General features: G+C 67.1%; 20 protein-coding genes. 8 read left to right on the top strand and 12 right to left on the bottom strand.

The window, feature by feature from the left end:
* Window positions 1–56 precede the first annotated feature (56 nt).
* Window positions 57–1,367 (top strand): outer membrane protein transport protein, encoded by a 1,311-nt coding sequence (locus tag QNI11_RS09340; RefSeq protein WP_283983206.1) that lies wholly within the window; start codon window positions 57–59, stop codon window positions 1,365–1,367.
* Between the two features lie 169 nt (window positions 1,368–1,536).
* Here the strand turns inward: QNI11_RS09340 and QNI11_RS09335 are convergent, their stop codons facing one another.
* Window positions 1,537–2,079: an AAA family ATPase gene (locus tag QNI11_RS09335; protein WP_283983205.1), complete on the bottom strand. Its 543-nt coding sequence runs from the start codon at window positions 2,077–2,079 to the stop codon at window positions 1,537–1,539.
* 255 nt (window positions 2,080–2,334) lie between these two features.
* On the opposite strand from QNI11_RS09335, the gene QNI11_RS09330 reads away from it, so the two are divergent.
* Together QNI11_RS09330 and QNI11_RS09325 are read left to right on the top strand one after the other, a co-directional pair.
* The gene (locus QNI11_RS09330; protein WP_283983204.1) at window positions 2,335–3,249 is read left to right on the top strand and encodes a DMT family transporter; all 915 of its coding nucleotides are present in this window, start codon (window positions 2,335–2,337) and stop codon (window positions 3,247–3,249) included.
* Between the two features lie 36 nt (window positions 3,250–3,285).
* Window positions 3,286–4,143 (top strand): ATPase, encoded by an 858-nt coding sequence (locus tag QNI11_RS09325; protein ID WP_283983203.1) that lies wholly within the window; start codon window positions 3,286–3,288, stop codon window positions 4,141–4,143.
* 218 nt (window positions 4,144–4,361) lie between these two features.
* Here QNI11_RS09325 and QNI11_RS09320 read toward each other — a convergent pair whose 3' ends face one another.
* Complete coding sequence (locus tag QNI11_RS09320) at window positions 4,362–5,234, bottom strand: NAD(P)-dependent oxidoreductase (protein WP_283983202.1); 873 nt, start codon at window positions 5,232–5,234, stop codon at window positions 4,362–4,364.
* A gap of 104 nt (window positions 5,235–5,338) precedes the next feature.
* Here QNI11_RS09320 and QNI11_RS09315 point away from each other — a divergent pair, with 104 nt between their 5' ends.
* A complete protein-coding gene (locus tag QNI11_RS09315; protein ID WP_283983201.1) occupies window positions 5,339–7,807 on the top strand; it encodes a penicillin acylase family protein in 2,469 nt (822 codons plus the stop codon).
* Window positions 7,804–8,709 (top strand): aminoglycoside phosphotransferase family protein, encoded by a 906-nt coding sequence (locus tag QNI11_RS09310; RefSeq protein WP_283983200.1) that lies wholly within the window; start codon window positions 7,804–7,806, stop codon window positions 8,707–8,709. Before QNI11_RS09315 ends, QNI11_RS09310 begins: the two co-directional genes overlap by 4 nt.
* 284 nt (window positions 8,710–8,993) lie before the next feature.
* On the opposite strand, the gene hflX is transcribed toward QNI11_RS09310, so the two are convergent.
* The 10 genes from hflX to dusB all read right to left on the bottom strand — a co-directional run bounded on the left by hflX (window position 8,994) and on the right by dusB (window position 21,620).
* Window positions 8,994–10,247: a GTPase HflX gene (gene hflX / locus QNI11_RS09305; protein ID WP_283983199.1), complete on the bottom strand. Its 1,254-nt coding sequence runs from the start codon at window positions 10,245–10,247 to the stop codon at window positions 8,994–8,996.
* Between the two features lie 17 nt (window positions 10,248–10,264).
* Window positions 10,265–10,501, bottom strand: coding sequence for an RNA chaperone Hfq (hfq, locus tag QNI11_RS09300; protein WP_005860899.1), 237 nt, complete (start codon window positions 10,499–10,501; stop codon window positions 10,265–10,267).
* A 127-nt stretch (window positions 10,502–10,628) separates the two neighbouring features.
* Entirely contained in the window at window positions 10,629–12,137 is a 1,509-nt protein-coding gene (locus QNI11_RS09295; protein ID WP_283983198.1) for a TrkH family potassium uptake protein, read from the bottom strand.
* 57 nt (window positions 12,138–12,194) lie between these two features.
* Window positions 12,195–13,571, bottom strand: coding sequence for a Trk system potassium transporter TrkA (gene trkA, locus QNI11_RS09290; protein ID WP_100930732.1), 1,377 nt, complete (start codon window positions 13,569–13,571; stop codon window positions 12,195–12,197).
* A 125-nt stretch (window positions 13,572–13,696) separates the two neighbouring features.
* Window positions 13,697–14,305, bottom strand: coding sequence for a hypothetical protein (locus QNI11_RS09285; RefSeq protein WP_100930733.1), 609 nt, complete (start codon window positions 14,303–14,305; stop codon window positions 13,697–13,699).
* A gap of 31 nt (window positions 14,306–14,336) precedes the next feature.
* Complete coding sequence (locus QNI11_RS09280; RefSeq protein ID WP_283983197.1) at window positions 14,337–15,755, bottom strand: sigma-54 dependent transcriptional regulator; 1,419 nt, start codon at window positions 15,753–15,755, stop codon at window positions 14,337–14,339.
* The gene (locus QNI11_RS09275; RefSeq protein WP_283983196.1) at window positions 15,752–17,953 is read right to left on the bottom strand and encodes a PAS domain-containing sensor histidine kinase; all 2,202 of its coding nucleotides are present in this window, start codon (window positions 17,951–17,953) and stop codon (window positions 15,752–15,754) included. Before QNI11_RS09275 ends, QNI11_RS09280 begins: the two co-directional genes overlap by 4 nt.
* Window positions 17,954–18,181: 228 nt before the next feature.
* Entirely contained in the window at window positions 18,182–19,552 is a 1,371-nt protein-coding gene (locus tag QNI11_RS09270; RefSeq protein ID WP_100930736.1) for a response regulator, read from the bottom strand.
* Complete coding sequence (locus tag QNI11_RS09265) at window positions 19,552–20,637, bottom strand: nitrogen regulation protein NR(II) (protein WP_100930737.1); 1,086 nt, start codon at window positions 20,635–20,637, stop codon at window positions 19,552–19,554. The genes QNI11_RS09270 and QNI11_RS09265 overlap by 1 nt, the downstream gene beginning before the upstream one ends.
* The gene (gene dusB, locus QNI11_RS09260) at window positions 20,637–21,620 is read right to left on the bottom strand and encodes a tRNA dihydrouridine synthase DusB (RefSeq protein WP_283983195.1); all 984 of its coding nucleotides are present in this window, start codon (window positions 21,618–21,620) and stop codon (window positions 20,637–20,639) included. Before dusB ends, QNI11_RS09265 begins: the two co-directional genes overlap by 1 nt.
* Window positions 21,621–21,819: 199 nt before the next feature.
* On the opposite strand from dusB, the gene QNI11_RS09255 reads away from it, so the two are divergent.
* The 3 genes from QNI11_RS09255 to QNI11_RS09245 are packed head-to-tail and all read left to right on the top strand — an operon-like array spanning window position 21,820 to window position 23,893.
* Complete coding sequence (locus QNI11_RS09255) at window positions 21,820–22,950, top strand: bifunctional 2-C-methyl-D-erythritol 4-phosphate cytidylyltransferase/2-C-methyl-D-erythritol 2,4-cyclodiphosphate synthase (protein WP_283983194.1); 1,131 nt, start codon at window positions 21,820–21,822, stop codon at window positions 22,948–22,950.
* Entirely contained in the window at window positions 22,947–23,429 is a 483-nt protein-coding gene (locus QNI11_RS09250) for a phosphatidylglycerophosphatase A (RefSeq protein ID WP_283983193.1), read from the top strand. Before QNI11_RS09255 ends, QNI11_RS09250 begins: the two co-directional genes overlap by 4 nt.
* The gene (locus tag QNI11_RS09245) at window positions 23,426–23,893 is read left to right on the top strand and encodes a CinA family protein (RefSeq protein WP_283983192.1); all 468 of its coding nucleotides are present in this window, start codon (window positions 23,426–23,428) and stop codon (window positions 23,891–23,893) included. The genes QNI11_RS09250 and QNI11_RS09245 overlap by 4 nt, the downstream gene beginning before the upstream one ends.
* Window positions 23,894–24,029 lie beyond the last annotated feature (136 nt).

The raw sequence follows: 24,029 nt of genomic DNA, 5'->3' as shown, positions 1-24,029 counted from the left end.
CCCCCCTGACTACTGTCTTCACAGGGGACTTCCCGCACTCTGGGAGGAGGAGACACATGAAAACACTCGCAACCGGGGCAGCCTTGCTGGCCCTCGGCACCACATCCGCATACGCAGCCGGACTCGACCGCTCGAACCAGGGTATCTCGTCGATCTTCGACGCGGACGGGACCACGACGCTCAGCTTCGGCGTCGTCGTACCGCACCTGTCCGGTGAGGACATCTCCGGAGGCGGCAGCTACGACGCCGGCGTGACCTACTCGCAGGGCAGCGTCACCTTCACCAAGGACGCGGGCGAGAAGTTCAACTTCTCGGTGATCTTCGATCATCCGTATGGCGTCGACATCGACTACGACAGCGACCCGTTGACCACGATGCTGGGCGGCACCACCGCCGATCTGAACTCCGTCGCGGCCACCTTCGTCGGGCGCTACAAGATCAGCGACCGCATCAGCGTCTTCGCGGGCATGGGCGTGCAGCGCATCGACGCCTCCGTCGACCTGAACGGCCAGGCCTATGCGCAGGCGATCTCTGCCGCAGGAACCGCGCGCGTCTTCAACGGGGCGATCGCCGGAACCGGCCTGCAGCCCGTCACCGCACAGGAGGTCGGCGGCGCCGCCGCGGCCGCCAACGCCGGGAACTTCGCGCCGATTGCCGCGCTGAACGCGCGTTACGCGGCCACCGGCAACCCGACCGCCGGCAACACGCTGGTGTCGAGCTTCGCCTCCGCCGTGGGCGGCTTCAACGCCACCGGCGGCTACAGCTTCGACATGGACGCCACGACGGAGCCGAACTACCTGATCGGCGCCGCCTACGAGATCCCGGAAATCGGCCTGCGCGTCTCCGGCACCTACCGCTTCGAGACCGAGCACGAGGCCGACACGGTGGAGAGCGTCTACGGCATCACCACCAACGGAAAGGTCGAATTCGTGACGCCGCGCAGCTTCAACCTCGAAGCGCAGACCGGCATCGCGGAAGGCACACTGCTCACCGCCTCCTACCGCTGGGTGGAATATTCCGCGGTCGATCTCGTGCCGACCTTCCTGCAGTCCGACCTCGTGAACCTCGACGACCAGGAGCGTTACACCCTCGGCGTCGCGCGCCGCTTCTCGGACAAGCTGGCGGGCTCCGCCACGCTGATCTACGAACCGGAGACCGGAGACCTCGTCTCCCCCCTCGGGCCGACCAACGGGCTGAAGGGCATCTCGCTCGGCGGCCGCTGGACCGACGGCGCGCTGCAGGTTTCGGGCGGGGTCAACTACTCCTGGCTGGGCGACGCAACCGCAGAGGTCGCAGGCCGTCCCGTCGCGAACTTCTCCGACAACCACGCAGTCGGCATCGGCATCTCGGCCAAGCTGACCTTCTGATCGGTATGTCACGCACATGAAAAAGGCCCGGAGCGTCCCGCGCTCCGGGCCTTCCTTTTGCGCCACGCCTCTGCCGGGGACGTTCGCTCATTCCGCCCCCGGATCGGGTTCGCGTCCGACGCGCGGCAACACGCGTATCTGCCGGTCCCGGGGCGGCACATCCGGCAGCTCACTCCTGAACTGCCCCGCACACCCGCAGCACGAACGCCACCCGTTCCGGCACCGGCACGCGCGGCACCTCAAGCACCCTGTACCCAAGATCGCCGAGGGCACCGATTATACGCTCATGTTCCGCCACCGCCGCATCGAATCCGTGCCGGCGCTCGGCATCTCCGGCAAAGATCTCCGGCCAGGGCGGCACGACAAGCACTTGGTCCGCATAGGCCCGCGCGTCGCCCAGCGTCTCCCGCACGGACGGACCGCCAGCATGCGCCAGCGCGACCGCCGCGTCGACCAGCCCCCGGTCGAAGAAGACCGTCCCTTCGAGGTGGCGTGCGGCCTCCAGGTCGGCCCGCGCCATCGCCACCGCCCGCCCGGCAAAGGCCTTCATGTCGACCCAGGGCAAGGCCCTCCCGTCGCCCGCCATCTCCTCCGCCACGATGCGCCGCCCCGGCTCGGGCACGGTCGCAAAACCCGCCTCGCCAAGGGCGTCCAACAGCGTCGACTTCCCGCCGCCCGAACAGCCCGTCAGCAGGATGAACCTCTCACTCACAGGTCTCTCCTTTCCTTTTCCGTGTTAACCGATGCCGCACCCGACAGAGCACAGCCAAAAAGAACCAAGACCCCAAGGCAAACGCCCCCTTCAACCGTCACCGCGCCCCTCCGCACACAACGCCTGCCTCTGGCCCAAGAAACCGCACCAACCAAACACCAGCCGCCCCGATCCCCGCGACCGCATGCCCCGGTCTTACCCGTTTTGAGCAAGCTTCGGATCGCAGCCACGCCCGCCCGCCGCTAGGCAGAAGGCATGACCCAGACCTCCCTCTCCACCCGCGCATGGGCCGAACTCCTTCTCCTCGCGCTGATCTGGGGCGGCTCCTTCCTCGCCATCCGCACCGCGCTGGACGAGATCGGACCGCTCACCTCCGTCCTCCTGCGCACCGGCCTTGCAGCCGCCGTGCTCTGGCCCGTGGTGCTCTGGCGCCGCCTGCCGCTGCCGCGCAGTGCCCGCACCTGGGGCGCGCTCCTGGTCATGGGCTGCCTCAACAACGCCATCCCCTTTTCGCTGATGGCCTGGGGGCAACTGCATATCCCCACCGGGCTGACCTCGATCCTGAACGCCACCACCGCGATCTTCGGCGTCCTCGTCGCCGCACTGGTCTTTGCCGACGAACGGCTGACCGCGCGCAAGGCCACGGGCGTGGCCCTGGGTTTCGCCGGCGTCGTCACCGCCATCGGCCCGCAGGACCTGCTGACGATCGACCCGGGCTCGCTGGCGCAACTGGCCGTGGTGGCGGGCACGCTGTCCTACGCCTGCGCGTCCGCCTGGGCACGGGCAAGGCTCGGCAAGCTGCCGCCGCTGGTCAACGCCTGCGGCATGCTGACCGGCGCGACGCTGGTCATGGCCCCCCTTGCGCTCGCCGCCGAGGGCATGCCGGACCTCGCCCTCACCGCGAAAGGCTGGACCGGCGTGCTCTACTACGCGCTGGTGGCGACCGCCTTCGCCTACCTGCTCTATTACCGCGTGCTGGCCATGGCGGGCGCCGGGAACCTCCTGCTCGTCACCCTGCTGATCCCGCCCGTGGCCATCGTCCTCGGCGCATGGGCCCGGGACGAAACCCTGGCCCCCACCGCCTACGCCGGCCTCGGGCTTCTCGCGGCGGGGCTGATGGTGCTGGACGGCAGGGTCTTGGGGTTTGACGCGCCCTCGCGCCGCGCGTAAGCCTCGGGGCCGGAACACCGGCGCGAAGGACCCACGATGCTCTACCCCACTGCCCAGGCCTGGCGCGACGCGCCGAACAAACGTGTCGTGCTGTTCGCCATGTCGGGCCTGGGCAAGACCCATGTGTCCAACATCCTCAGGCAGGACGGCGGCTGGTTCCACTACTCCGTCGACTACCGCATCGGCACCCGCTACATGGGCGAATACATCGTCGACAACGCCAAGCGGCACGCCATGCAGGTGCCTTTCCTGCGCGACCTCCTGCTGTCGGATTCGATCTACATCGGCTCCAACATCTCGTTCAACAACCTGACGCCGGTCTCCACCTACCTCGGCAAGCCCGGCAATGCGGAGCGCGGCGGCCTGCCCATGCACGAATACGTCCGCCGCCAGGCCCAGTTCGAACGCGCCGAACGGCTGGCGCTGCTGGACACCGAGTACTTCATCGACCGCGCCCAGGACCTCTACGGCTACCCGCACTTCGTCTGCGACACCGGCGGCTCGATCTGCGAATGGGTGGACCCGGACGATGCCGATGACCCGATCCTGACCGCGCTCTCCTCGGTCGTGCTGATGGTCTGGGTCCGCGGCTCCGACGCCCATACCGAAGACCTCATCCGCCGCTTCGATCGCGCACCGAAACCCATGGCCTACCGCCCCGACTTCCTCGCCAGCGCCTGGACACGCTACCTCGAGGAAACCGGCAAGAGCGAAGACAGGGTCGACCCGGACGCCTTCATCCGCTGGACCTACGCGCAGGCCCTGGCCCACCGCCAGCCGCTCTACGAGAGCATGGCCAACAAATGGGGCATTACCGTCGACGCCTCCGACATGTCCGGTGTCCGGACCGCCGCGGATTTCGAGGATGTCATCGCAAAGGCGCTGCCCGCCTGAGTTTCGCCGCGCTGACGCGCGCCGACACGCCGGGGGCTTCGCCCCCGGACCCCCGAAGGTATTTGCGCCAAGATGAAGGTCAAAGACTCACGGGGCCGGTCAGCCATCGCCGCCGCGCCGCAAGCGCCCTTCATCTTGGTTCAAGTACCTCGGAGGGGGTCCGGGGGAGGCAGAGCCTCTCCCGGCGGGTCGGCGGGCCGGAGGCCCGGCGAAAGCCCTCAGCCCAGCTTGCGCAGCCGCGCAAAGAGCGAAGACGTGTCCCAGCGGCCGCCGCCCATGTTTTGCACGTCCTTGTAGAACTGGTCGACCAGCGCCGTCACCGGCAGCGAGGCGCCGTTTTCTTCCGCCGTCTTCAGGCAGATGGCCAGGTCCTTGCGCATCCAGTCGGTGGCAAAGCCGTGTTCGAAGTGGCCGTCGAGCATCGTCTTGTAGCGGTTCACCATCTGCCAGGATCCCGCCGCGCCGCCACCGATGACGTCGACCACGTCGCGCCCGTCGAGGCCCGCCTTCTCGACAAAGTGCAGCCCTTCGGAAAGGCCCTGCACCAGCCCCGCGATGCAGATCTGGTTGACCATCTTGCAAAGCTGCCCCGAGCCGCTCTCGCCCAGCCGTTTGCAGAGCTTGGAATAGGCGTCGATGACCGTCTCCGCCTCGGCGTAGGCGTCTTCCTCGCCGCCGCACATGACCACGAGCTGGCCGTTCTCGGCCCCGGCCTGCCCGCCGGAGATCGGCGCGTCGACGAAGGCCACGTTCTTCTCTGCCGCGGCGGCGTGCAGTTCGCGGGTGACCTGGGCGGACACGGTGGTGTGATCGACGAAGATGCTGCCCGCGTCCATCCCGGCAAAGGCGCCGTCATCGCCAAGGCAGACCGAGCGCAGGTCGTCGTCGTTGCCGACGCAGGACATCACGAGGGTCGCGCCCTTCGCCGCCTCGCGCGGGGTCGGCGCCCATGCACCGCCATGTTCCGCGGCCCATTTCTCTGCCTTGGCGGCGGTGCGGTTGTAGACCGTCACCTCGTGCCCGGCCTTCGCCAGGTGTCCCGCCATGGGGTATCCCATCACCCCCAGACCCAGAAATGCAACTTTTGCCATGCTCAGCCTCCATTCGCCGGTCGCGGAGCCGCCCCTTGGCAAGCGACGCCGGTCAAGTTAAGTCCCGTCCCGGTCCACGTAACCCGAAACGGCAGGAGAAGGAAATGGCCACTCTGTTCCGCTGGCTCCTCCGTCTGACCACCGCGCTGCTGATCGTTGCGCTGGTCGGGATCCTGCTGGTCCGCCATCTCGCCGTGCGCTCCCTGCCCGAATACGACAAGACCCGGCCGACCGCCGGGATCACCGCCGACATCGAGATCGTGCGCGACAACAACGCCGTGCCGCACATCATGGCGCTGTCGGACCGCGACGCCTTCTTCGGGCTGGGCTACGTGCACGCGCAGGACCGCCTCTGGCAGATGATGCTGCTGCGGCGCACCGCGCAGGGCCGCCTGTCCGAGATCTTCGGGTCGAGGACCGTGCGCACCGACACGCTTCTGCGGCGGCTCGACCTCTACGCGCTCTCGGTCGCCTCGGTGCAGCACCAGGACCCGCGCACCCTCGACGCGCTCGAGGCCTATGCCGCCGGCGTCAACGCCCGCATTTCCGAGATCAACGCCGAGGCGCTGGGGCGCGGCGCGCCGGAGTTCTTCCTCTTCGACGCGAACCTGCCGCCCTGGCAGCCCGCCGACAGCATCGCCATCGTCAAGCTCATGGCCCTGCAACTGACCGGCCACATCGGCGAGGAGGTGCTGCGCGCCCGAACCTCCCTGATGCTCGACGACGACACGCGCCTTTCCGACATCCTGCCCGACATCCCCGGGGAAGCCATCGCCGCGCTGCCGGAATACGCCTCGCTCTTCCCCGACAGCGACCTGCCGCGCTACGCCGCAGCCACCACCCCGCCCGACCCGTTCCTGCCCGCCGTCCCGCCGCGCGGGCTTGCCGGCGCGTCGAACGCCTGGGCCGCGGCGCCGGACCGCTCCGCCTCCCGCGGGACGCTGCTGGCCAACGACCCGCACCTCGGGCTGACCGCGCCGTCGGTCTGGTATCTCGCCCGGATGCAGCTCCAGTCCGGCGGGGTCATCGGCGGCTCGATCCCCGGCATCCCCGCGATCATGGTCGGCCGGTCCGAGCACATCGCCTTCGGCCTCACCTCCTCATACCTCGACGACCAGGACCTGCACATCGAGCAGGTGAACCCCGACAATCCCGAAGAGGTGCTGACCCCCGAGGGCTACAAGCCTTTCCGCACCCGCAAGTCGATCATCGACATCAAGGACGAGGCGCCGATCACCATCACCCTGCGCTTCACCGAGAACGGCCCCGTCCTGCCCGGCTCGCAGTACGACCTCGAAACCATCACGCCGCCGGGGCATGTCGTCTCGCTCAACTGGACCGCGCTCTCGGCCGAGGACACCTCGATCTCTGCCGCCGTCGGCCTGATGATGGCGCAGGACGTCTCCGAGGCGATCGAGGTCTCGCGCGCCTATGTCGCCCCCTCGCAGAACCTCACCCTGATCGACGACACCACAGTCGCGATGAAGCTGGTGGGCCAGATGCCGCGCCGCGACCCGGGTCACCAAAGCCAGGGCCGCCTGCCCTCGCCCGGCTGGATCGCGGCGAATCGCTGGCAGGGCGTGCTGCCCTATTCGCAGAACCCCGAATTCCTCGCCCCGCGCGGCGGCATCGTCGGCAACACCAACAACAAGACCGTCGACCGGCCCTTCCCCGACCACGTCTCCTTCGACTGGGGCGACAGCCAGCGCATCCAGCGATGGAAGACGCTGATGCAGGGCCGCAAGGTGCACACCCGCGACAGCTTCATCGAGGCGCAGCTCGACACCGTGTCGCCCGCCGCCCGCACGCTCCTGCCGCTGATCGGCCGCGACCTCTGGTACACCACCGAGGCCGCCCCCGAGGGCACGCCCGAACGCCGCCGCCAGCGGGCGCTGGAGCTCCTCGCCGAATGGAACGGCGAGATGAACGAACACATGCCGGAGCCGCTGATCTACGCCGCATGGCTGCGCGCGCTGCAGGAACGGCTGATCCGCGACAACCTCGGCCCGCTCGCCGACGAATACACCCACGTCGAGCCGCTCTTCATCGAGCGCGTCTTCCGCAACATCGACGGCGCGGCGTGGTGGTGCGACGTGATCCGCTCCGCCAAGATCGAAAGCTGCTCCGACATCGCGCGGCTGGCGCTGGACGACGCGCTGATCTGGATCGACGAAACCTACGGCACCCAGCTCGAGGCACTGCGCTGGGGCGACGCCCACGTGGCGATCCACCGCCACACGGTTCTGGGCGACATCCCCCTCGCGCGGACCTTCGTGAACATCCGCCAGAACACCTCCGGCGGCGACTTCACCCTGCAGCGCGGGCGCACCGCGGGCACCGGGCCCGAACCCTTCGCCAACGTGCACGCGGCGGGGTATCGCGGCGTCTACGACTTCGCCGATCCGGACAGCTCGGTCTTCATCATGTCGACCGGGCAGTCAGGCCATCCGCTCTCGCGCCACTACGACGACCTTGGGCAGCTCTGGCGGCGCGGCGAATACATCCCCATGTCGCTCGACATCAACCTCGCGCGCGCCGCGGCCACCGGCATCACCCGGCTCGTGAAGCCGTGATCTCCCCGGCGGAGGCGGAGCCCGGGGCCGCAGCCGCGCTCAGGGCCATGGGCCTGCGTGACACCCTCCGGCCGCTCCGCCCGGACGCCCCGCCGGGACAGGCGCAGCTCTTCCGCGCAGGCGCATTGCTGATAAAGGTCTACAGCCCCGAGGCCGCCGACCGCGCGCTGCGGCAGGCCACCCGGCAACAGGCTCTGGCAGAGGCGATGGCCGACGGCCCGCACCGCGTGCCCCCGGTGCTGTATGCCGAAGACGCCACCCTCGTGATGCCATGGATCGACGGGACCGACCTCGCCACGCTGCACGGCAGGGGCACCGACACCGGCACGCTTGCCGGTCGCTGGCTCGACCGCTTCCACGGGCTCAGCCGCCGCCGCTTTCCCTTCCGCCCGACGGGCCACGTCAACTGGCTCGACCGGCTGGTCGGGCAGGCGCAGGCGGGCGACCGTACCATCCCCGACCTGCCCGCCTTCACCGACGCCGTCCGCCGGACGCAGGCCATGGCCGACGCCGCGCGCAAACAGAAGGCCACCCGCGCCGTCACCCACCGCGACATGACGCTCTCGAACCTCCTGCACGACGGCAGCGTCACATGGGGCATCGACGTGGAGAACACGCGCGAGGACGAGCCGCTGCGCGATCTCTTCACCCTCGCGCTCGACCTCGCCACCCTGCCCGTCCCGCGCGGCCCCGGCACGCTGGTCGCGGCCTACGGAGAGACCCACACCGCGCCGCCGGTGCATGCCTTCCTGCAACGCTGCTTCTGTCACTGGGTCTGGGCCAACACGCCGCCCGCGCCTTCCCGCAGGCAGGCGGCCAGGCTGGCCGCCGCGCGCAGCCACCTCGAGACCGGGCAGCCGGTCTTCACGCAAGTGCAGGGGGCCGGTGCGGCATTTTCGTAGGGTGGGCGTTCCGGCCCCGCGGGCCGGGTTGGCCACCATCCCCCGCCGCGCCCGATTGCCGCGTTAACCACGTTTTCCCACGCCCGGGGGCAAAAGGTTACCAACCGGCCGGTTCGGACCCCCGAAACGGCCGGTTCACCCCTTACAGGTCGGAAACCTTGCTGAAAAAGCCGGAAATCGTTGTGGGGCTGCCGGGGCTGTCCCACAAGACCTGCGCGTTGCATCGGGGTCGCGCGGCGTCTTAACCCCGCCGCGCGCACCGTTAAGAATGGCAGGGTTAACGCCTAGAGCTGACCGAAACGCGCCCGGTCGCGCGCCGACCATGTCACGGTCACCTCGTAGCCGTCGTCGGTCTGGTGCTCTTCCTCGACCAGCCCCTTCTCGAACAGCCACGCCCGCTTGCGCCCCTCGTCGAAGCCAAGCGTCAGCGCATCCGTCCGGCGCTCTTCGCCAAGCGCCTCCGTCACCGCGTCGAGGAAGCCGTCCAGCCCCTCTCCGGTCACGGCCGATACCGCGAAAATGCTCTTGTCCCGGTCCGCGCGGGCTTCGGTCGCGACTTTAACGTCGCCCTCCAACCTGTCGATCTTGTTCCACAATTCGATCTGCGGCGTATCCTCGTCGACGCCCAGCCCGGTGAGGATCGTGCGCACGTCCTCGGCCTGCGCCTCGGTCTCCGGATGGGAGATGTCGCGCACATGCACGATCACATCGGCGGCCAGGACCTCCTCCAGCGTGGCCCGGAAGGCCGCCACCAGTTCGGTCGGCAGATCGCTGATGAAACCCACCGTGTCCGACAGGATCACATCTGCGCCCGTGGGCAGGCGCACCGCCCGCATGGTGGGGTCGAGCGTGGCGAAAAGCATGTCCTTCGCCATCACCTCTGCACCCGTCAAACGGTTGAAAAGAGTGGATTTTCCGGCGTTCGTATAGCCCACCAGCGCGACGATCGGATAAGGCACCTTGGCCCGCGCCTTGCGGTGCAGCTCCCGCGTCCTGACCACCTTGTCGAGCTGCCGGCGCAGCCGCACAAGCTGCTCGTCGATGGCCCTCCGGTCCGCCTCGATCTGCGTCTCGCCCGGACCGCCGACGAATCCCAGCCCGCCCCGCTGCCGTTCGAGGTGGGTCCAGGCCCTGACCAGCCGCGTCCGCTGGTAGCTGAGCGCCGCCATCTCCACCTGCAGCACGCCTTCCCGCGTCGCCGCGCGGTCGCTGAAGATCTCGAGGATAAGCCCCGTCCGGTCCAGCAGCTTGACCTTCCACTCGCGTTCCAGGTTGCGCTGCTGCACGGGCGTCACCGGGCCGTCGACCAGCACCAGCTCTACCTCGTTTTCGAGGATCAACTCCTTGAGTTCGCTGATCTTTCCCGAACCGAACAGCATGCCGGGATGCGGGTCGCGCAACGGCACGACTGTTTCCCCCACGACCTCCAGGTCGGGGAGCGCGCGCGCCAGCGACACCGCCTCCTCCAGCGCCATTTCGGGATCGCGACGCCGGTCCGGAGTACGGATGTTCGGATGCAGAACCCAGGCGCGGGTCACATGAGGGTCATGTTCCCTCAGTTGTCTTCCCCGTCGTAGAGGTTGATCGGCTGACCCGGCATGATCGTGGAGATCGCGTGCTTGTACACAAGCTGCGACTGCCCGTCCCGGCGCAGCAGGACGCAGAAGTTGTCGAACCAGGTGATGACACCCTGCAACTTCACGCCGTTGATCAGGAACACCGTCACCGGCACCTTCGTCTTGCGAACGTGGTTGAGGAATGCGTCCTGAAGGTTCTGTCTGTCGGAAGCCATTGGTTTGCCTTTGTTCTTGCCTTTGGCCCGTCCCTCGGGGCCGCCCACACCTTCGGGAGTATGCGTTGCCACCTCCGGAGTTTCCAGACGCAATTTCAAGGTTTTTCGCACCCGCGGTGCCTCTGTGTCATCCACGCCAACTCTCCGGGCTAAGCATCACGATCACGGCCAGCAGTTCAAGCCGGCCAAGCACCATCGCACCGCACAGGATCACCTTTGCATGCCACGCATGGGCGCCGAGGTCTATGGCCGTCGATGGCGCAACGTCAATCAGCGGGCCGGTGTTGGCCAGAGTGGCAATCGTCAGCACCGTAGCCTGCTCGAAGTCCAGCCCGTAAAGTCCGAGGATCATTGTCAAAAGTGACAAGGTGACGGCAAAGAGCATGAAGAAGACCCAGGCGATGAAGGCACCCTCCCGCCGCATCCTCCGCCCCAGAAGCCCGGCCCCGCCGACGGAGGACGGGTGCACCAGCCGCTCGATCTCCCGCTGGCCGTTGAGGTAGAGCGCATAGACCCGCAGCAGCTTCACCCCGCCCGCGGTCGTCGCCACGCCGCCACCCAGCAGCGCAAGTCCCATCAGGATGATCCCCGGCGTCGACAGTCCCGACCAGTCCTGTGCCGTGGCCCACTCCGAGCTGAGAAAACCGTTTGTCGTCAGGAAGCTGGCCGCGGTGAACAGCCCGCCCCACAGCGCCTTCAGCCCCGCCAGCGCGTTCTGTTCGTCGCCGATCTCCAACGCCGCCGACCAGTGCCGCGCGAACAGCACCAGCGGGACGACGACGATGATCAGCAAACCCAGCCGGAATTCAGCGTCGTAATACAACCCCCGCTCGTTCCGCGTGTCGGAGGAGAACGTCTGCCGCGACAGGGCGAAGGCGAGGAACAGGAACAGGATCGCCTCGCCCCAGATGCCGCTCGGCGCGTTCTCGACGCCGCCGATGGGGGATATGCCCGAGGTCGACATCACCGACATGGCATGCGTCAGCGCCACCAGCGGCGGATCGCCCGCCACCAGCAGCATCACCGCCAGCGCCATGGTCAGCCCGATGTAGAGCGGCACAAGCGCCTCGACGCTGCGCATCAGACGGTGGCCGGGGTTCGACGTCGTGCTGCGTGCCACCCCCGGCAGGATCGCCTGCCCCGGTTCGCCCGCCGCCGTCACCTCGAACCCGCCGAGTGCCAGCGGTGCAAGGATGGCGGAGGCCGCGACCCACATCAGCATCCCGCCCAGCCAGCCGACCTGCGCGCGCCACAGGTGCTCCGGCCCGGACAGGCGCGTCGGGTCGAACAGGGTGGCGCCGGTGGTCGTGAAGCTCGACACCATCTCGAAGTAGGCGCTGTCGAATGTGGTCGTGCGCACCGCCTCGTAGAAGGGCACAGCCATCATCAGCGGCAGCAGCAGGAACCCGGCGGCCAGCGCAAGCAACTGACGCATAGCACTTTTGTTGTGCTCGCGGTTGGACATCGCGACGGCGATCAGCGTGGTCAGCACCAGCCCGATGATCGCCGCGTAGAAGAAGCTGCGGGAATCGTGGAATTCCTTGATCGCCAGCGCGTAGGCCGCAGGAAGGAACATCGAGACGGATGTCAGCCCCATCAGCAGCAGGAACAGCGGCAGGCGCAGCAGCACGGTCATGCGCCGGTCTCCGCCAGGCGCCGTACGGACGGATGTGCTGCGCGGCCGGTCATGGGCTCAGAAGAAGTCGATGGAGACCTGCAGAAGGCGTTCGACCTCCGGCACGTCGCCCGACAGGCTGAAGAGCACGATCTGGTCGCCGTCCTCGATCCGCAGCCCGCCGGTGGGTTTGACCACCTTGTCGCCCTTGCGCACCGCCCCCACCAGCACACCTTCGGGGAAGTCGATGTCGCGGATCATGGCGCCGGCGATGGGCGAGGTCGAGAGGACCTCCGCCTCGATCACCTCCGCCTCCGCATCGCCGATGGAGTAGACCGCGCGCACCTTGCCGTGCCGGATGTGGCGCAGGATCGACGAGACGGTGGTGGAGCGCGGGTTGATGTAGGCGTCGATGCCGAGCGGCTCCATCAGCGGCACCAGCGTCGGGTCGTTGATGAGGGCGATCACCATGGGACAACCCGCGGCCTTGGCGCGCACCGCCGCCAGCAGGTTCACCTTGTCGTCGTCGGTCACGCAGAGCGCGGCGTCGGCCCGTTCGATCCCCGCCTCCGACAGCAGCGCGCGGTCGAGCCCGTCGCCGTGCAGGACGATGGTCCGTTCCAGTTCCTCGGCGGCGCGTTCGGCCTGCTTGCGGTCCCGCTCGATGACCTTGGCGCGGATGCGTTCGGTCTTGTTCTCGAGCCGCCGCGCCACCGCAAGGCCGACGTTTCCGCCGCCGACGATCACGACGCGTTCCTGCTTGCGGTAGGTCTTGCCGAAGATCTCCAGCGCGCGGCCGATGTCGTCGGCATGCACCATGACATAGGCGCTGTCCCCGGCGAAAAGCTGGTCGCCGCTTTCGGGTGCGAACAGCGTGCCCTCGCGCCGGATGCCGACCACGACTGCCCGCAGGGTCGAGAACAGGTCGGTCAGCTGCCGCAGCGGCGTGTTGATGACCGGCGACTCCGGGTCGATGGACAGCCCCATGAGCTGGGCCTGACCATCGAGGAACTTCTCCGTATCGAAGGCGACCGGTGCCGCAAGCCGCTGCAGCGCCGCCTCCGCCACCTCGCGTTCGGGCGAGATCACCACGTCGATGGGCATGTGGTCGCGCCGGTAAAGATCGGAGTAGATGGCGGTCAGGTAGCTTTCGGCACGCAGGCGCGCGATCTTGCGCGGCACGGCAAAGACCGAATGCGCCACCTGGCAGGTCACCATGTTGACCTCGTCCGAGTGGGTCGCGGCGATCACCATGTCGGCGTCGCGTGCACCGGCACGGTCCAGCACATCGGGGTAGGAGGCGAAACCGGCGATGCCCTGCACGTCGAGCGAATCCGTCGCGCGGCGCACGAGATCGGGGTTGCTGTCCACCACGGTCACATCGTTTCGCTCACCGGACAGGTGCCGCGCGATCTGCCAACCGACCTGGCCCGCCCCACAGATGATGACCTTCATGGCCCGACCTCACAGGTTTTCCACCGGCATGACACGCACACGACACCTCGTCAACGTCTTGGGCGTGTGGCGCGTCGGCCCGTTCCCGCACCGATCCACCAGTGCCCGGACCGCCGCAATCGGGATCACCGTCCTTCGGCGACCCGTGCCTGCCATTCTCGTTTCCAGGCAAAGACTTCCTCGCGCGAATCCCAGTGGTAGCGCGGGTCTTCGAGCGTCTTGCTCCACCACAGCCGGCCCATGCCCTGCCGCCAAGGATCAAGCACGATGCCCTGCTCGAAACTCGCCCCCTTGGCCGAGACGATCAGCACCGAATGCTCCAGCGAGATGTTGCGCGAATTGGCGATGGCGCGGTGCAGGTCGATGGTCTGCAGGTCCAGCCGCCACATGGCGCGCTGCAGGTCGTCCGCCCAGTCCTTGCACAGCCCGCGCGGCTTCAACCCGTGGTTCACCTTCATGTTGTGGATAAGCGGGGGATCGACGACATCCCATTCCTTCGCCCAGACCAGCGGTTCCCGCACCGCGACCTCGGCCACGCGCTGCGCCTCTGCCGGGTCGATGCCCGGTCCGAGCGCGAGGATGTCCCGCTTGAGCGACTCGATCTTCGCCGCCTCGGCCGATTGCGTCGCGGCAAAGTTCATCGCCTCTGCCGGGACACGCTGGTCCGTCGGCATGCCGCACCCGGCCAGCCCCATGCTCAGCAGGCACAGGCCCGCCACCAAAGTCCGTTTCATCACTGCCTCGTCTGCCTCTTCCGCGCGCCGCTCAGGACGCTTCCGACATGCGGTCCTCGTCCACGCGCGCCACGCGCCCGCCGGACTTGGCCGAGGTCACCACGCCGAGAGACTTCAGCTTCCGGTGCAGCGCCGACCGCTCCATACCGACAAACGACGCCGTGCGCGAGATGTTCCCGCCGAAACGGTTGATCTGGGTCAGCAGGTATTCGCGTTCGAAAGCCTCGCGCGCCTCGCGCAACGGCAGCGTCGCCAGTGTGCCCGAAAGTACCACGCGGCCCTCGCCATCCTCACCCGGCACGCTTTCCTGCGGCAGCTCGCGCGCCTCGATGGGGCCGTGGCCGTCGCCGAGGATCAGCACCCGCTCAACCAGGTTCTTCAGCTGGCGGACGTTGCCCGGCCAGGTCATCGTCTGCATGAGCGCGATGGCGTCCTCGGTCAGTTCGCGCAGCGGCAAGCCCTGCGTCAGGTTGCAGCCCTCGATGAAGTGCCGCGCCAGCACCGGGATGTCCTCGCGCCGCTCTGCCAGCGACGGCACCGCGATCGGCACCACGTTCAGGCGGTGGTACAGTTCCTCGCGGAACCGGCCCATGGCGATTTCCTCCTGCAGGTCGCGATTGGTCGAGGAGATCACCCGCAGGTCCACCCGCACCTTGTCGTTGCCGCCGACGCGCTGGAACTGCTGGTCGACCAGCACGCGCAGGATCTTGGATTGTGTACCGACGGGCATGTCCGCAACCTCGTCGAAATAGACGACGCCGCCGTGGGCCTGTTCCAGCAGCCCGGGCTCGATCCCGCGCTTGGAGCTTTCGCGACCGAAGAGCATGGCCTCCATCATCTCCGGCTCGACGCCCGCGCAGTTCACCGTCACGAAAGGCGCCTGCGCGCGGTTCGAATTGGCGTGGATGTAGCGCGCGGCCACTTCCTTGCCGCAGCCCGCGGGGCCGGTCAGCATCACGCGGCCGTTCGACTTCGTCACCTTCTCGAGCTGCGACACCAGCGTGCGGAACGACGCGCTTTCGCCGATCATCTCCGCCTGCCGCACCTCGCCGCGTTTGAGCTGCTGGTTCTCGCGGCGCAGCATGGACGCCTCCATCGCGCGGCGGATCACGACCAGCAACTGGTCGATGTTGAACGGCTTCTCGATGAAGTCGTAAGCGCCCTGCTTGATCGCCGCCACGGCGATCTCGATGTTGCCGTGACCGGAGATGATGACGACCGGGATGTCGGGGTTGTCGCGCTTGACGGTCTTGAGGATGTCGATCCCGTCCATCTTGCTGTCCTTCAGCCAGATGTCGAGGATCAGGAGCGCGGGCGGCTCGGAGTTGATTTCAGCCATGGCATCGTTCGAGTTGCCTGCCAGCCGGGTTGTATAGCCCTCGTCCTCGAGGATATCCCCGATCAGCTCGCGGATGTTACGCTCGTCGTCGACAATCAGGATGTCGCTCATGCCGTCTTCTCCATGTTTTCGTTATTGAATTCCGGTTGCGGCTGCTCTGCCGCGGGTCTCAGCGGCAGCCGGACGACCGCCATCGCGCCACGGTGGGCGCCATCCGAAAACGGCGGTGCATCTTCCAGATGCAGCGTGCCGCCATGTTCCTCGATGATCTTCTTGACGATGGGCAGGCCAAGGCCGGTGCCCTCGTTGCGGGTTGTGACGTAGGGCTCGAACAGGCGCGCGCGGTCCTCGGGCAGGCCGATGCCGTTGTCCATGATGCGGATCACCGCGTCGTTGCCGTCGATCTCGCCCACGACGCGGATCTCCGGCCTGTAGCCCTCTGGCGCGCCCTTCTGGATCAGGCTTTCCGTGGCCTCGCCCGCGTTCTTGATCAGGTTGGTGAAGGCCTGCCCGATCATGCCCGCGTCAAGTTCCGACGGCATCTTCTGCCTCGGAAGATCGGTGCGGAAGGTCACGTTCGGCTGGCCGCTGTCCTGAAGCAGGATCGCCCCGCGCAGCAGGTCGCCCAGGTCCTCCGGTCGCCGCTCCGGCTCCGGCATGCGCGCGAACTTGGAGAACTCGTCGACGATCCGCCGCAGCCCGTCGGTCTGCCGGACGATCACGCCGGTCATCTCCTCCAGCTTCTCGGCGTCGGCCTCGTCCAGCTGGCGGGCGAACTTGCGCTTGATCCGTTCCGCCGAAAGCTGGATCGGGGTGAGAGGGTTCTTGATCTCGTGCGCAATGCGCCGGGCCACATCGCCCCAGGCCGCCATCCGCTGCGCGCTGACAAGGTCGGTCACGTCGTCGAAGGCAACCACGTACCCTTCGAGAGAGCCGTCGGCGCGGCGGCGCGTGGACAGGCGCACCAGCAGATGTTCCAGCCGGCCTTCGCGGATGACCTTGACCTCCTGCTGAACGACCTCGCGGCCCTCGTTGCGCAGGCGGTCGAACACCTCGCCGAACTCCGGCACGGCCACCATGATCGGATCGGCGCGATGGGTTTCGTGCCAGCCCAGTAACCGTTCGGCCGAGCGGTTCACGAAGGCCACGGTCCCGTCCGGGTCGAGACCGACGACACCCGAGGTGACGGAGGTCAGAACGGAATCGAAGAGCCGTTGCCGCCGCTCGATCTGGCGCGTGTTCTCCAGCAATGTCTCGCGCTGCGCCTTGAGCTGGCGAGTCATCTGGTTGAACAGGCGCCCGAGCATGGAGATCTCGTCGTCGGTCTCCTCCTCGATCACCTGCACGTCGAGGTCGCCCTTGCCGACCTGCTGCGCCGCTCCGGCCAGACGTCCCACCGGGCGCGACAGTCGTTCCGCGAACCACAGCCCCGCCCATGTCGCGGCGAGGATCAGAAGCACCGCAAAGCCCAAATACAGCATGGCGAAGTCGAACAGTCGCCTGCCCCGTTCGCTTTCCTGCTGCTGGTAGAAGCGCGCGGTCTCCTGCGTTTCGTCCAGCAGGTTCAGGATCGCACCGTCGACCTCGCGGCTGATGTAGAGGTAGCGGTCCACGAAGGCGGCAAGCGGCACCAGCGCGCGCAGTTCGTTGTTGTCGTAATCCGGGATGATCGCGACCCCGGTTTCCTCCGCCTCCGCGAAGTCGGAGACCCGAGGTTCCTCGTAATTGAACAGGTAGGAGCGTTCGCCCCGCGCCCGTATCTCTCCGGCGCCGTCGATCACGTAGGCCTCGCGCAGGCCCCGCTGAATGCGTCCCTGCCCCTGCCCCAGCAACCGCCGCAGTGCCCCGTCGTCGATCATGAAGGCGGCGCGGCGGCTGGAATCGAGGAACTCCGCCAGCGCCTCCGCATCCTGCACGAGGCCCTCGCGGCTTTGTTCGTCATAGGCCTCGGCCGCGGCGCGCGACGCGCTGACCACGTTCTGCACGCGGGTGGAAAACCACGTCTCCAGGCCGATGTTGATGGTCAGCACCGCGAAGACGGCAACCGTGATCGTCGGCAGAAGCGCCATCATCACGAAGGCGGTGGTCAGCCTCAGGTGAAGTCGCGACCCCGCCGATTGCGCCCGCCGGGCCGAGACCATCCGGCTGACCCGCATCAGCACGAGCGCCGCCAGAAGCAGGACGTACACCAGGTCCGCCAGCAGCACCATACGCAGGCTGGATGTCGACGAGCCCTGGTCCAGCGGGCCAAGCACGAGGAACGTGGAAAACGCTAGGATCGGCCCAAGCGCCACAAGCAGGAAGGTCATCAGGTTCGAAAACCAGCGACGCCGCCTCAGCCGAATGAGCAGTGCCCATGTCGGCGACCGGAACGTGATACGTGCCCGCGTGGCCACAGCCAACCCTCGTCAATGTAGCGCAGCCCGCCTCTTTCTAGAGGTCATCACAACGCAAACCGCCATATCTGGTAACCTTCTCACCCCATGACGCAGCGTTAACGCGGATCATGGCGACGGGGTCACACCTATGTGGTCTTTTTACATCAACTTTCGGCGGCGTGTCACGCGAATATCCAGATCCGTGATCTTCTTGCGCAAAGTATTGCGGTTTATTCCCAGAAGGTCGGCGCATTTCGCCTGATTCCCCCCGGTTGCCTCAAGGGCAATCTCGATCAGCGGGGCCTCGACCTCGCGGATGATGCGCCCGTGCAGACCCGGCGGCGGCAGCATCGCGCCATGCAGGTCGAAATACCGGCGCAGGTGGCGCGCGACGGATTCGCCCAGCTTGTCGCTGTCGCCCCCGCGCAGCACAGGTCCGGTCTCGGGCTGGTTGCCCAGCACTGCCTCGACCTCTGCCCTCGTGATCTCTTCCGACCGCGAGGTCAGCGACAGCCGGCGCACCGCATTCTCGAGCTGGCGCACGTTGCCCGGCCAGGAATACACCCGGAACAGGTCCGCCGCGCCTTCGGACAGCCAGCGTTTCGACGCGCCTTCACGCTCCGCCCGCGCAAGGAAGTGGTCGGTCAGGAGCGAAATGTCCTCAACCCGCTCCCGCAGCGAAGGCACCGCGATGGCCGCGCCGTCGAGGCGGTAGAACAGGTCCTGCCGCACTTTGCCGCCCTCGATCAGAGACTGTGGGTCCATCTGGCTGGAGGCGAGGAAGCGCGGCACGTGATCGCCCGGCACATCCATCATGCGCACGATCCGGGCCTGGATCTCGTCCGGGACATCCGCGATCTCATCGATCAGCAAGGTCCCGCCCTTCACCCGCGCCAGCACCCGCGCCGGACCGTCGAGGTCCTGCAGGTCGCCCGCCGTCACGGTGACAAAGGGCAGCGTACGCCGGTCGGAAAAGTCGTGCAGCGCCTTCGCGATCAGCGACTTGCCCGTGCCGCTTTCGCCGGTGATCAGCACCGGGAGGTCGGTGTTCATCACCTTGGCGACAAGGCGGTAGAGCGCCTGCATCGCCGGGGTCTTGCCCACCAGCGGCAGCTCGTCCGGCTCGTCGGCGCCGACCACCGTCTCTTCTCGCCGGGGCGCGCGGTTGCGGTTCTCCAGCGCCTTGGCCGTGCGCTTCATCAGGTCCGGCAGGTCGAAGGGTTTGGGCAGGTAGTCGTAGGCTTCCGCCTCCGCCGCCTGGATCGCCGTCATGATGGTGTTCTGCGCCGAGATGACGATCACCGGCAGGCCGGGCCGGTCCTCGGAAATCTTCGGCAGCATCTCGAGCCCGTTTCCGTCGGGCATCATGACGTCGGAGATCACCACATCCCCCTTGCCCTCGCCGACCCACCGCATGAGCGTGGTCAGCGAAGAGGTTGCGTGCACCTTGCAGCCCGCGCGCGTCAGCGCCTGGGTCAGCACGGTGCGGATCGTGCGGTCGTCGTCAGCGACAAGAACGGTGCCGTCCATCACTTGGTCTCCTTCTTCGCCCGGGGGGCCCGGGGCAGCGAAATGCGAAAGACCGTGCGGCCGGGGACGGAGTCCACCGAGATCCAGCCGTCGTGGTCCGAAATGATCTTCGACACCAGCGCGAGGCCAAGCCCCGTGCCGTTCTCCTTGCCCGAAACGAAGGGATCGAAGATGTCGCCCTTGATCGCCTCAGGCAGGCCGGGACCATCGTCGATGATCTCGATCTGCAGCGGCAGCGTCTGGCCGGAGCCGTCGGCGCGCCGCAGGCGGAAGCTGTGTTCGTAATAGGTGTGCAGCGTGATGTGGCCGCCGTTGATCGGATCGGCCGCCTCGGAGGCGTTCTTCACCAGGTTCAGCACCACCTGCAGCAGCTGGTCGGGATCGCCCCAGGCCATCGGCAGCGAGGGGTCGTATTCCTCGTGGATGCGCATGTGCGCACCGAACCCCAGAAGCGCCGATCTGCGGGCGCGGTCCAGAACATCGTGGATGTTCACCTCGCGCCGGTCGGGCGCCGAGAGGTTGCCGAACTGTTCGACCTGCTCCAGCAGCTTCACGATCCGCCGCGTCTCGGCGACGATAAGGTCCGTGAATTCAAGGTCTTCCTTGGGCAAGTTCATGCTGAGAAGCTGGGCCGCGCCGGTGATCCCCGCCAGCGGGTTCTTGATCTCGTGGGCCAGCATCTCCGCCATGCCGATGGCGGACTTCGCGGCGGATTTCACCGAATGGCTCTGCGTCATCCGCCCGGCCAGCTCGCGTGGCGAGATCAGCATGACCATCCAGCCCTCGCGCCCCTGAAGCGGCGCGATCTGAAGGTTGCACACCAGCGGCGGCCGGCTGCCGGTGCCCACGTCCACATCGTTGACGAAGAGCGGCGTGCCGTTTTCCCGGGCGCGGCTCAGGCTCTCCTCCAGCGGCGCGTCGATGGCGAGCCGGTCCCAGATCGGCTGCCCCTGCAGCCACTTGGCGGAGTTGTTCAGGAAGCCCTCGGCCGCCGGGTTCAGGTCGCCGATCTTCTCGTCCGGATCGATCAGCACCGCCGGGACCGGCAGCGAGGACCAGATCATCATGTCGCGGTCATCCATCATCACGCCGCGTCCTTGTCTTGCGTCAGTACCGCCTCGCGCAGATGCGATAGGACCCGAGCCGGGTCACGTTCCGTCAGGACCGTCTTGCGCAGCGCCACCGGCGTGCCCGCGCGATCCATGTACCAGCCGAGGTGCTTGCGGGCGACGCGGTTGCCCAGCGTGTGTCCGTAGAAGTCGAGCATCGCCTCGTAGTGTTCGGCAACCAGATCGGCCAGGTCCTCGCCTTCGGGGATCTGCGGCGCCGGAGCGCCATGCAACTTGGAGGCGATCTCGGCCAGAAGCCACGGTGCGCCCTGCGCGCCGCGACCGACCATCACGCCGTCCGCGCCGGAAAGGTCGAGCGCCTGCTGCGCCGTGTCCGCATCGGTGATGTCTCCGTTGGCGACGACAGGGATGGACACCGCCTCCTTCACCGCGCGGATCGCCGCCCAGTCGGCGCGGCCCTTGTAGAACTGGCAACGGGTCCGGCCGTGGATCACGATCATCCGGATGCCCGCGCCCTCGGCCCGCCGCGCGAGATCCGGCGCGTTCAGGTCGGCGTCGTCCCAGCCCAGCCGGGTCTTCAGCGTCACCGGCAGATCGACCGCGGCCACCACCGCCTCGATCAACCGAAGGGCGTGGTCGGGCACCCGCATCAGCGCCGAGCCGGACCATCCGCCCGTCACCTTCTTGGCCGGGCATCCCATGTTGATGTCGATCACCCGGGCGCCCATGTCCGCGACCATCCGGGCAGCTTCGGCCATCGGCTCCGGCTCGCGCCCGGCGATCTGCACGGAGGTGTTTTCCACCTGCGCGCCCAGTTCCGCCTTTTCCCGTGTTCCGGGTCTCGCCGTCAGGAATTCACCCGATGCGATCATCTCTGAAACCACGAGTCCGGACCCGAACCGGGACACCAAAGTCCGGAACGGGAGATCCGTGATTCCCGCCAGCGGTGCGAGCAGCACCGGCGGTTCAATTTGTCGTTTTCCGATGGAAAGCACCAAATGCCTAGTCCTTGTGCGACGTACGGGAGTAAAGCACATCTCCGGTCGGAGTTAGCCTCTGTATTGTATTCCTTCAATGTTTCCGACGCCCTTTGCACCGCACCCACTGAAAATTGCCTAAAAAAAAGGCATACCGTCGGGAAGATTGCAACCGCACCACACCCCCCTTATGAGAAGGAAGCCAAAGGATTTCAGACGTATGCGCACAGCAATCCTCATCGTTGCGGCCGGTCGCGGAACCCGCGCCGGGGGCGCGCTGCCGAAGCAGTGGCAGGACATTGCAGGCCGTCCGGTGGCGCGATGGACGCTCGAGGCTATGTCGGGATTCGGTTCGCTCGCGATGGTCATACATCCCGAAGACCAAGCCCGCGCCGAAGCGGTCTGCGTCGGGCTGGACGTCCGGCTGGTCCACGGTGGCGCGGAACGGTCGACCTCTGTCCGCAATGGCTTGGAGGCGCTGAGCGGCGAAGGGTTCGACGCCGTTCTGATCCACGATGTGGCCCGCCCCTGTGTGCCCGCGGAGACCGTGCAAGCCGTGCTGGACGCGCTTCAGACGGCACCGGCGGCGGCACCCTCTCTTGCCGTCACCGATGCGCTCTGGACGGCCGAGGACGGCCATGTCAGCGGCACCCGTGACCGCAGCGGGCTGTTCCGCGCACAGACGCCTCAGGGGTTCCACTTCGACGGCATTCTTGCCGCGCATCGCGCGTTCGCGGGCGTGGCCGCCGACGATGTGGAGGTCGCCCGGGCCGCCGGTATCGAGGTTCGGGTCACACCCGGCTCCGAGCGCAATATCAAGATCACGACGCAAGAGGATTTCTCTCGCGCGAGCAACATGTTACGAGGCACCATGGACGTAAGGACCGGCAACGGATACGATGTGCACGCTTTCGAGGAGGGCGACCACGTCATCCTCTGCGGCGTACGCATTCCGCACAACCGAAAGTTGAAAGGACATTCGGACGCCGACGTAGGCATGCACGCCGTGACGGACGCGCTGTATGGAGCGCTGGCGGAGGGCGACATCGGGCGGCATTTCCCGCCCAGCGATCCGCAGTGGAAAGGCGCCGCGTCCGAGATATTCCTGAAACACGCGGTCGACCTTGCACGGACGCGCGGCTTCGGGATCGGCAACGTCGATCTGACGTTGATCTGCGAACGCCCGAAGATCGGCCCGCATGCCGCTGAAATGACGAAGGAAATGTCCCGGATCATGAACCTCGAACCTGACCGCATCTCGATCAAGGCGACCACCTCCGAACGGTTGGGGTTCACCGGGCGCGAAGAGGGAATCGCTGCCATCGCCACCGCGACGCTGGTGTCGGCATGAAGTGGATCGCATCCGTCGGCGGCATCGGCTTCCTGCGCCCCGCCTCCGGCACCTGGGGCTCGCTCGCGGCGCTGCCCATGGCCTTCGTCATCCACCTGATCGGCGGCTTCTGGCTGCTGCTGGCGCTCAGCGTGGTGGTGTTCTTTGCGGGCCTCAAGGCGACAGAGGCGCTGACCCGCACGGGCGACCACGACCCGTCATGGATCGTCATCGACGAGGTTGTGGGCCAGTGGATCGCAATCATGCCGGTCAGCTTCGGCGCGGGCATGATGGGGATCGAGGTCTGGCGGCTGTGGCCCGGCTGGGTCTCCGGCTTCGTGCTGTTCCGGCTGTTCGACATCTGGAAACCGTGGCTGGTGGGCCGTGCCGACCGGCGCGGCGATGCGCTTGGCGTGATGCTCGATGACGTGATCGCAGGCGTCTTCGCGGCACTCGTCTCCATCGTGCTGGCCGCTCTCTACCATGGGACATTGATGTGAAGATTGCAGAGTATATCCTTGAAAAGGCGAAAGAAACCTCCAAGATCGTGACGGCGGCGGAAAGCTGTACAGGCGGCAAGGTGGCGGCGGCCCTCACCGATGTGCCGGGATCCTCGGCGATCTTCGAGCGCGGATTCGTCACCTACTCCAACCTCGCCAAGCAGGAGATGCTGGGTGTCCGCGCCGTAACACTGGAGGCGCATGGCGCAGTCTCGGAAGAGGTCGCGCGCGAGATGGCCGAAGGGGCGCGCCGGGCAGCGCGCGCCGACGTCGCCGTGGCCATCAGCGGCATCGCCGGTCCGGGCGGATCGGAGTTCAAGCCGGAAGGCCGGGTCTGTTACGCCCTCGCCGACGCCTCGGGCACGAGGTCTGAGACAATTGAACACGGGGCGCTCGGACGGGACAAGGTGCGCAATGCAGCGACAGACCACGCACTGGCGATGCTGCTGGCGGCGCTGTCCTGACCGCTCCAAACCGCAAGCCCAGTTATTCCATTCACTTTTCGACCAATTATTGTGCGATGATCGAAAATATGGACCATTTCGGCGCCGGTATGAAAAACGCACACGAATTGCCCGCCTTTCGCATTCATTGACCGTT

Source organism: Sagittula sp. MA-2 (genome assembly GCF_030126985.1).
In the GTDB taxonomy this organism is placed as follows: Bacteria; Pseudomonadota; Alphaproteobacteria; order Rhodobacterales; family Rhodobacteraceae; genus Sagittula.
Note: the sequence above shows the minus strand (reverse complement) of the source record. Positions and strands in the feature narration are given on the sequence as shown.

Excerpts from the sequence above, each read along its gene's own strand:
- QNI11_RS09340 (WP_283983206.1), top strand. The coding sequence starts at position 57 with ATGAAAACACTCGCAACCGGGGCAGCCTTGCTGGCCCTCGGCACCACA.
- QNI11_RS09330 (WP_283983204.1), top strand. The coding sequence starts at position 2,335 with ATGACCCAGACCTCCCTCTCCACCCGCGCATGGGCCGAACTCCTTCTC.
- QNI11_RS09325 (WP_283983203.1), top strand. The coding sequence starts at position 3,286 with ATGCTCTACCCCACTGCCCAGGCCTGGCGCGACGCGCCGAACAAACGT.
- QNI11_RS09320 (WP_283983202.1), bottom strand. The coding sequence starts at position 5,234 with ATGGCAAAAGTTGCATTTCTGGGTCTGGGGGTGATGGGATACCCCATG.
- QNI11_RS09315 (WP_283983201.1), top strand. The coding sequence starts at position 5,339 with ATGGCCACTCTGTTCCGCTGGCTCCTCCGTCTGACCACCGCGCTGCTG.
- hfq (WP_005860899.1), bottom strand. The coding sequence starts at position 10,501 with ATGGCTTCCGACAGACAGAACCTTCAGGACGCATTCCTCAACCACGTT.
- QNI11_RS09295 (WP_283983198.1), bottom strand. The coding sequence starts at position 12,137 with ATGACCGTGCTGCTGCGCCTGCCGCTGTTCCTGCTGCTGATGGGGCTG.
- trkA (WP_100930732.1), bottom strand. The coding sequence starts at position 13,571 with ATGAAGGTCATCATCTGTGGGGCGGGCCAGGTCGGTTGGCAGATCGCG.
- QNI11_RS09285 (WP_100930733.1), bottom strand. The coding sequence starts at position 14,305 with ATGAAACGGACTTTGGTGGCGGGCCTGTGCCTGCTGAGCATGGGGCTG.
- QNI11_RS09280 (WP_283983197.1), bottom strand. The coding sequence starts at position 15,755 with ATGAGCGACATCCTGATTGTCGACGACGAGCGTAACATCCGCGAGCTG.
- QNI11_RS09275 (WP_283983196.1), bottom strand. The coding sequence starts at position 17,953 with ATGACCTTCCTGCTTGTGGCGCTTGGGCCGATCCTAGCGTTTTCCACG.
- QNI11_RS09270 (WP_100930736.1), bottom strand. The coding sequence starts at position 19,552 with ATGGACGGCACCGTTCTTGTCGCTGACGACGACCGCACGATCCGCACC.
- QNI11_RS09265 (WP_100930737.1), bottom strand. The coding sequence starts at position 20,637 with ATGATGGATGACCGCGACATGATGATCTGGTCCTCGCTGCCGGTCCCG.
- QNI11_RS09255 (WP_283983194.1), top strand. The coding sequence starts at position 21,820 with ATGCGCACAGCAATCCTCATCGTTGCGGCCGGTCGCGGAACCCGCGCC.
- QNI11_RS09250 (WP_283983193.1), top strand. The coding sequence starts at position 22,947 with ATGAAGTGGATCGCATCCGTCGGCGGCATCGGCTTCCTGCGCCCCGCC.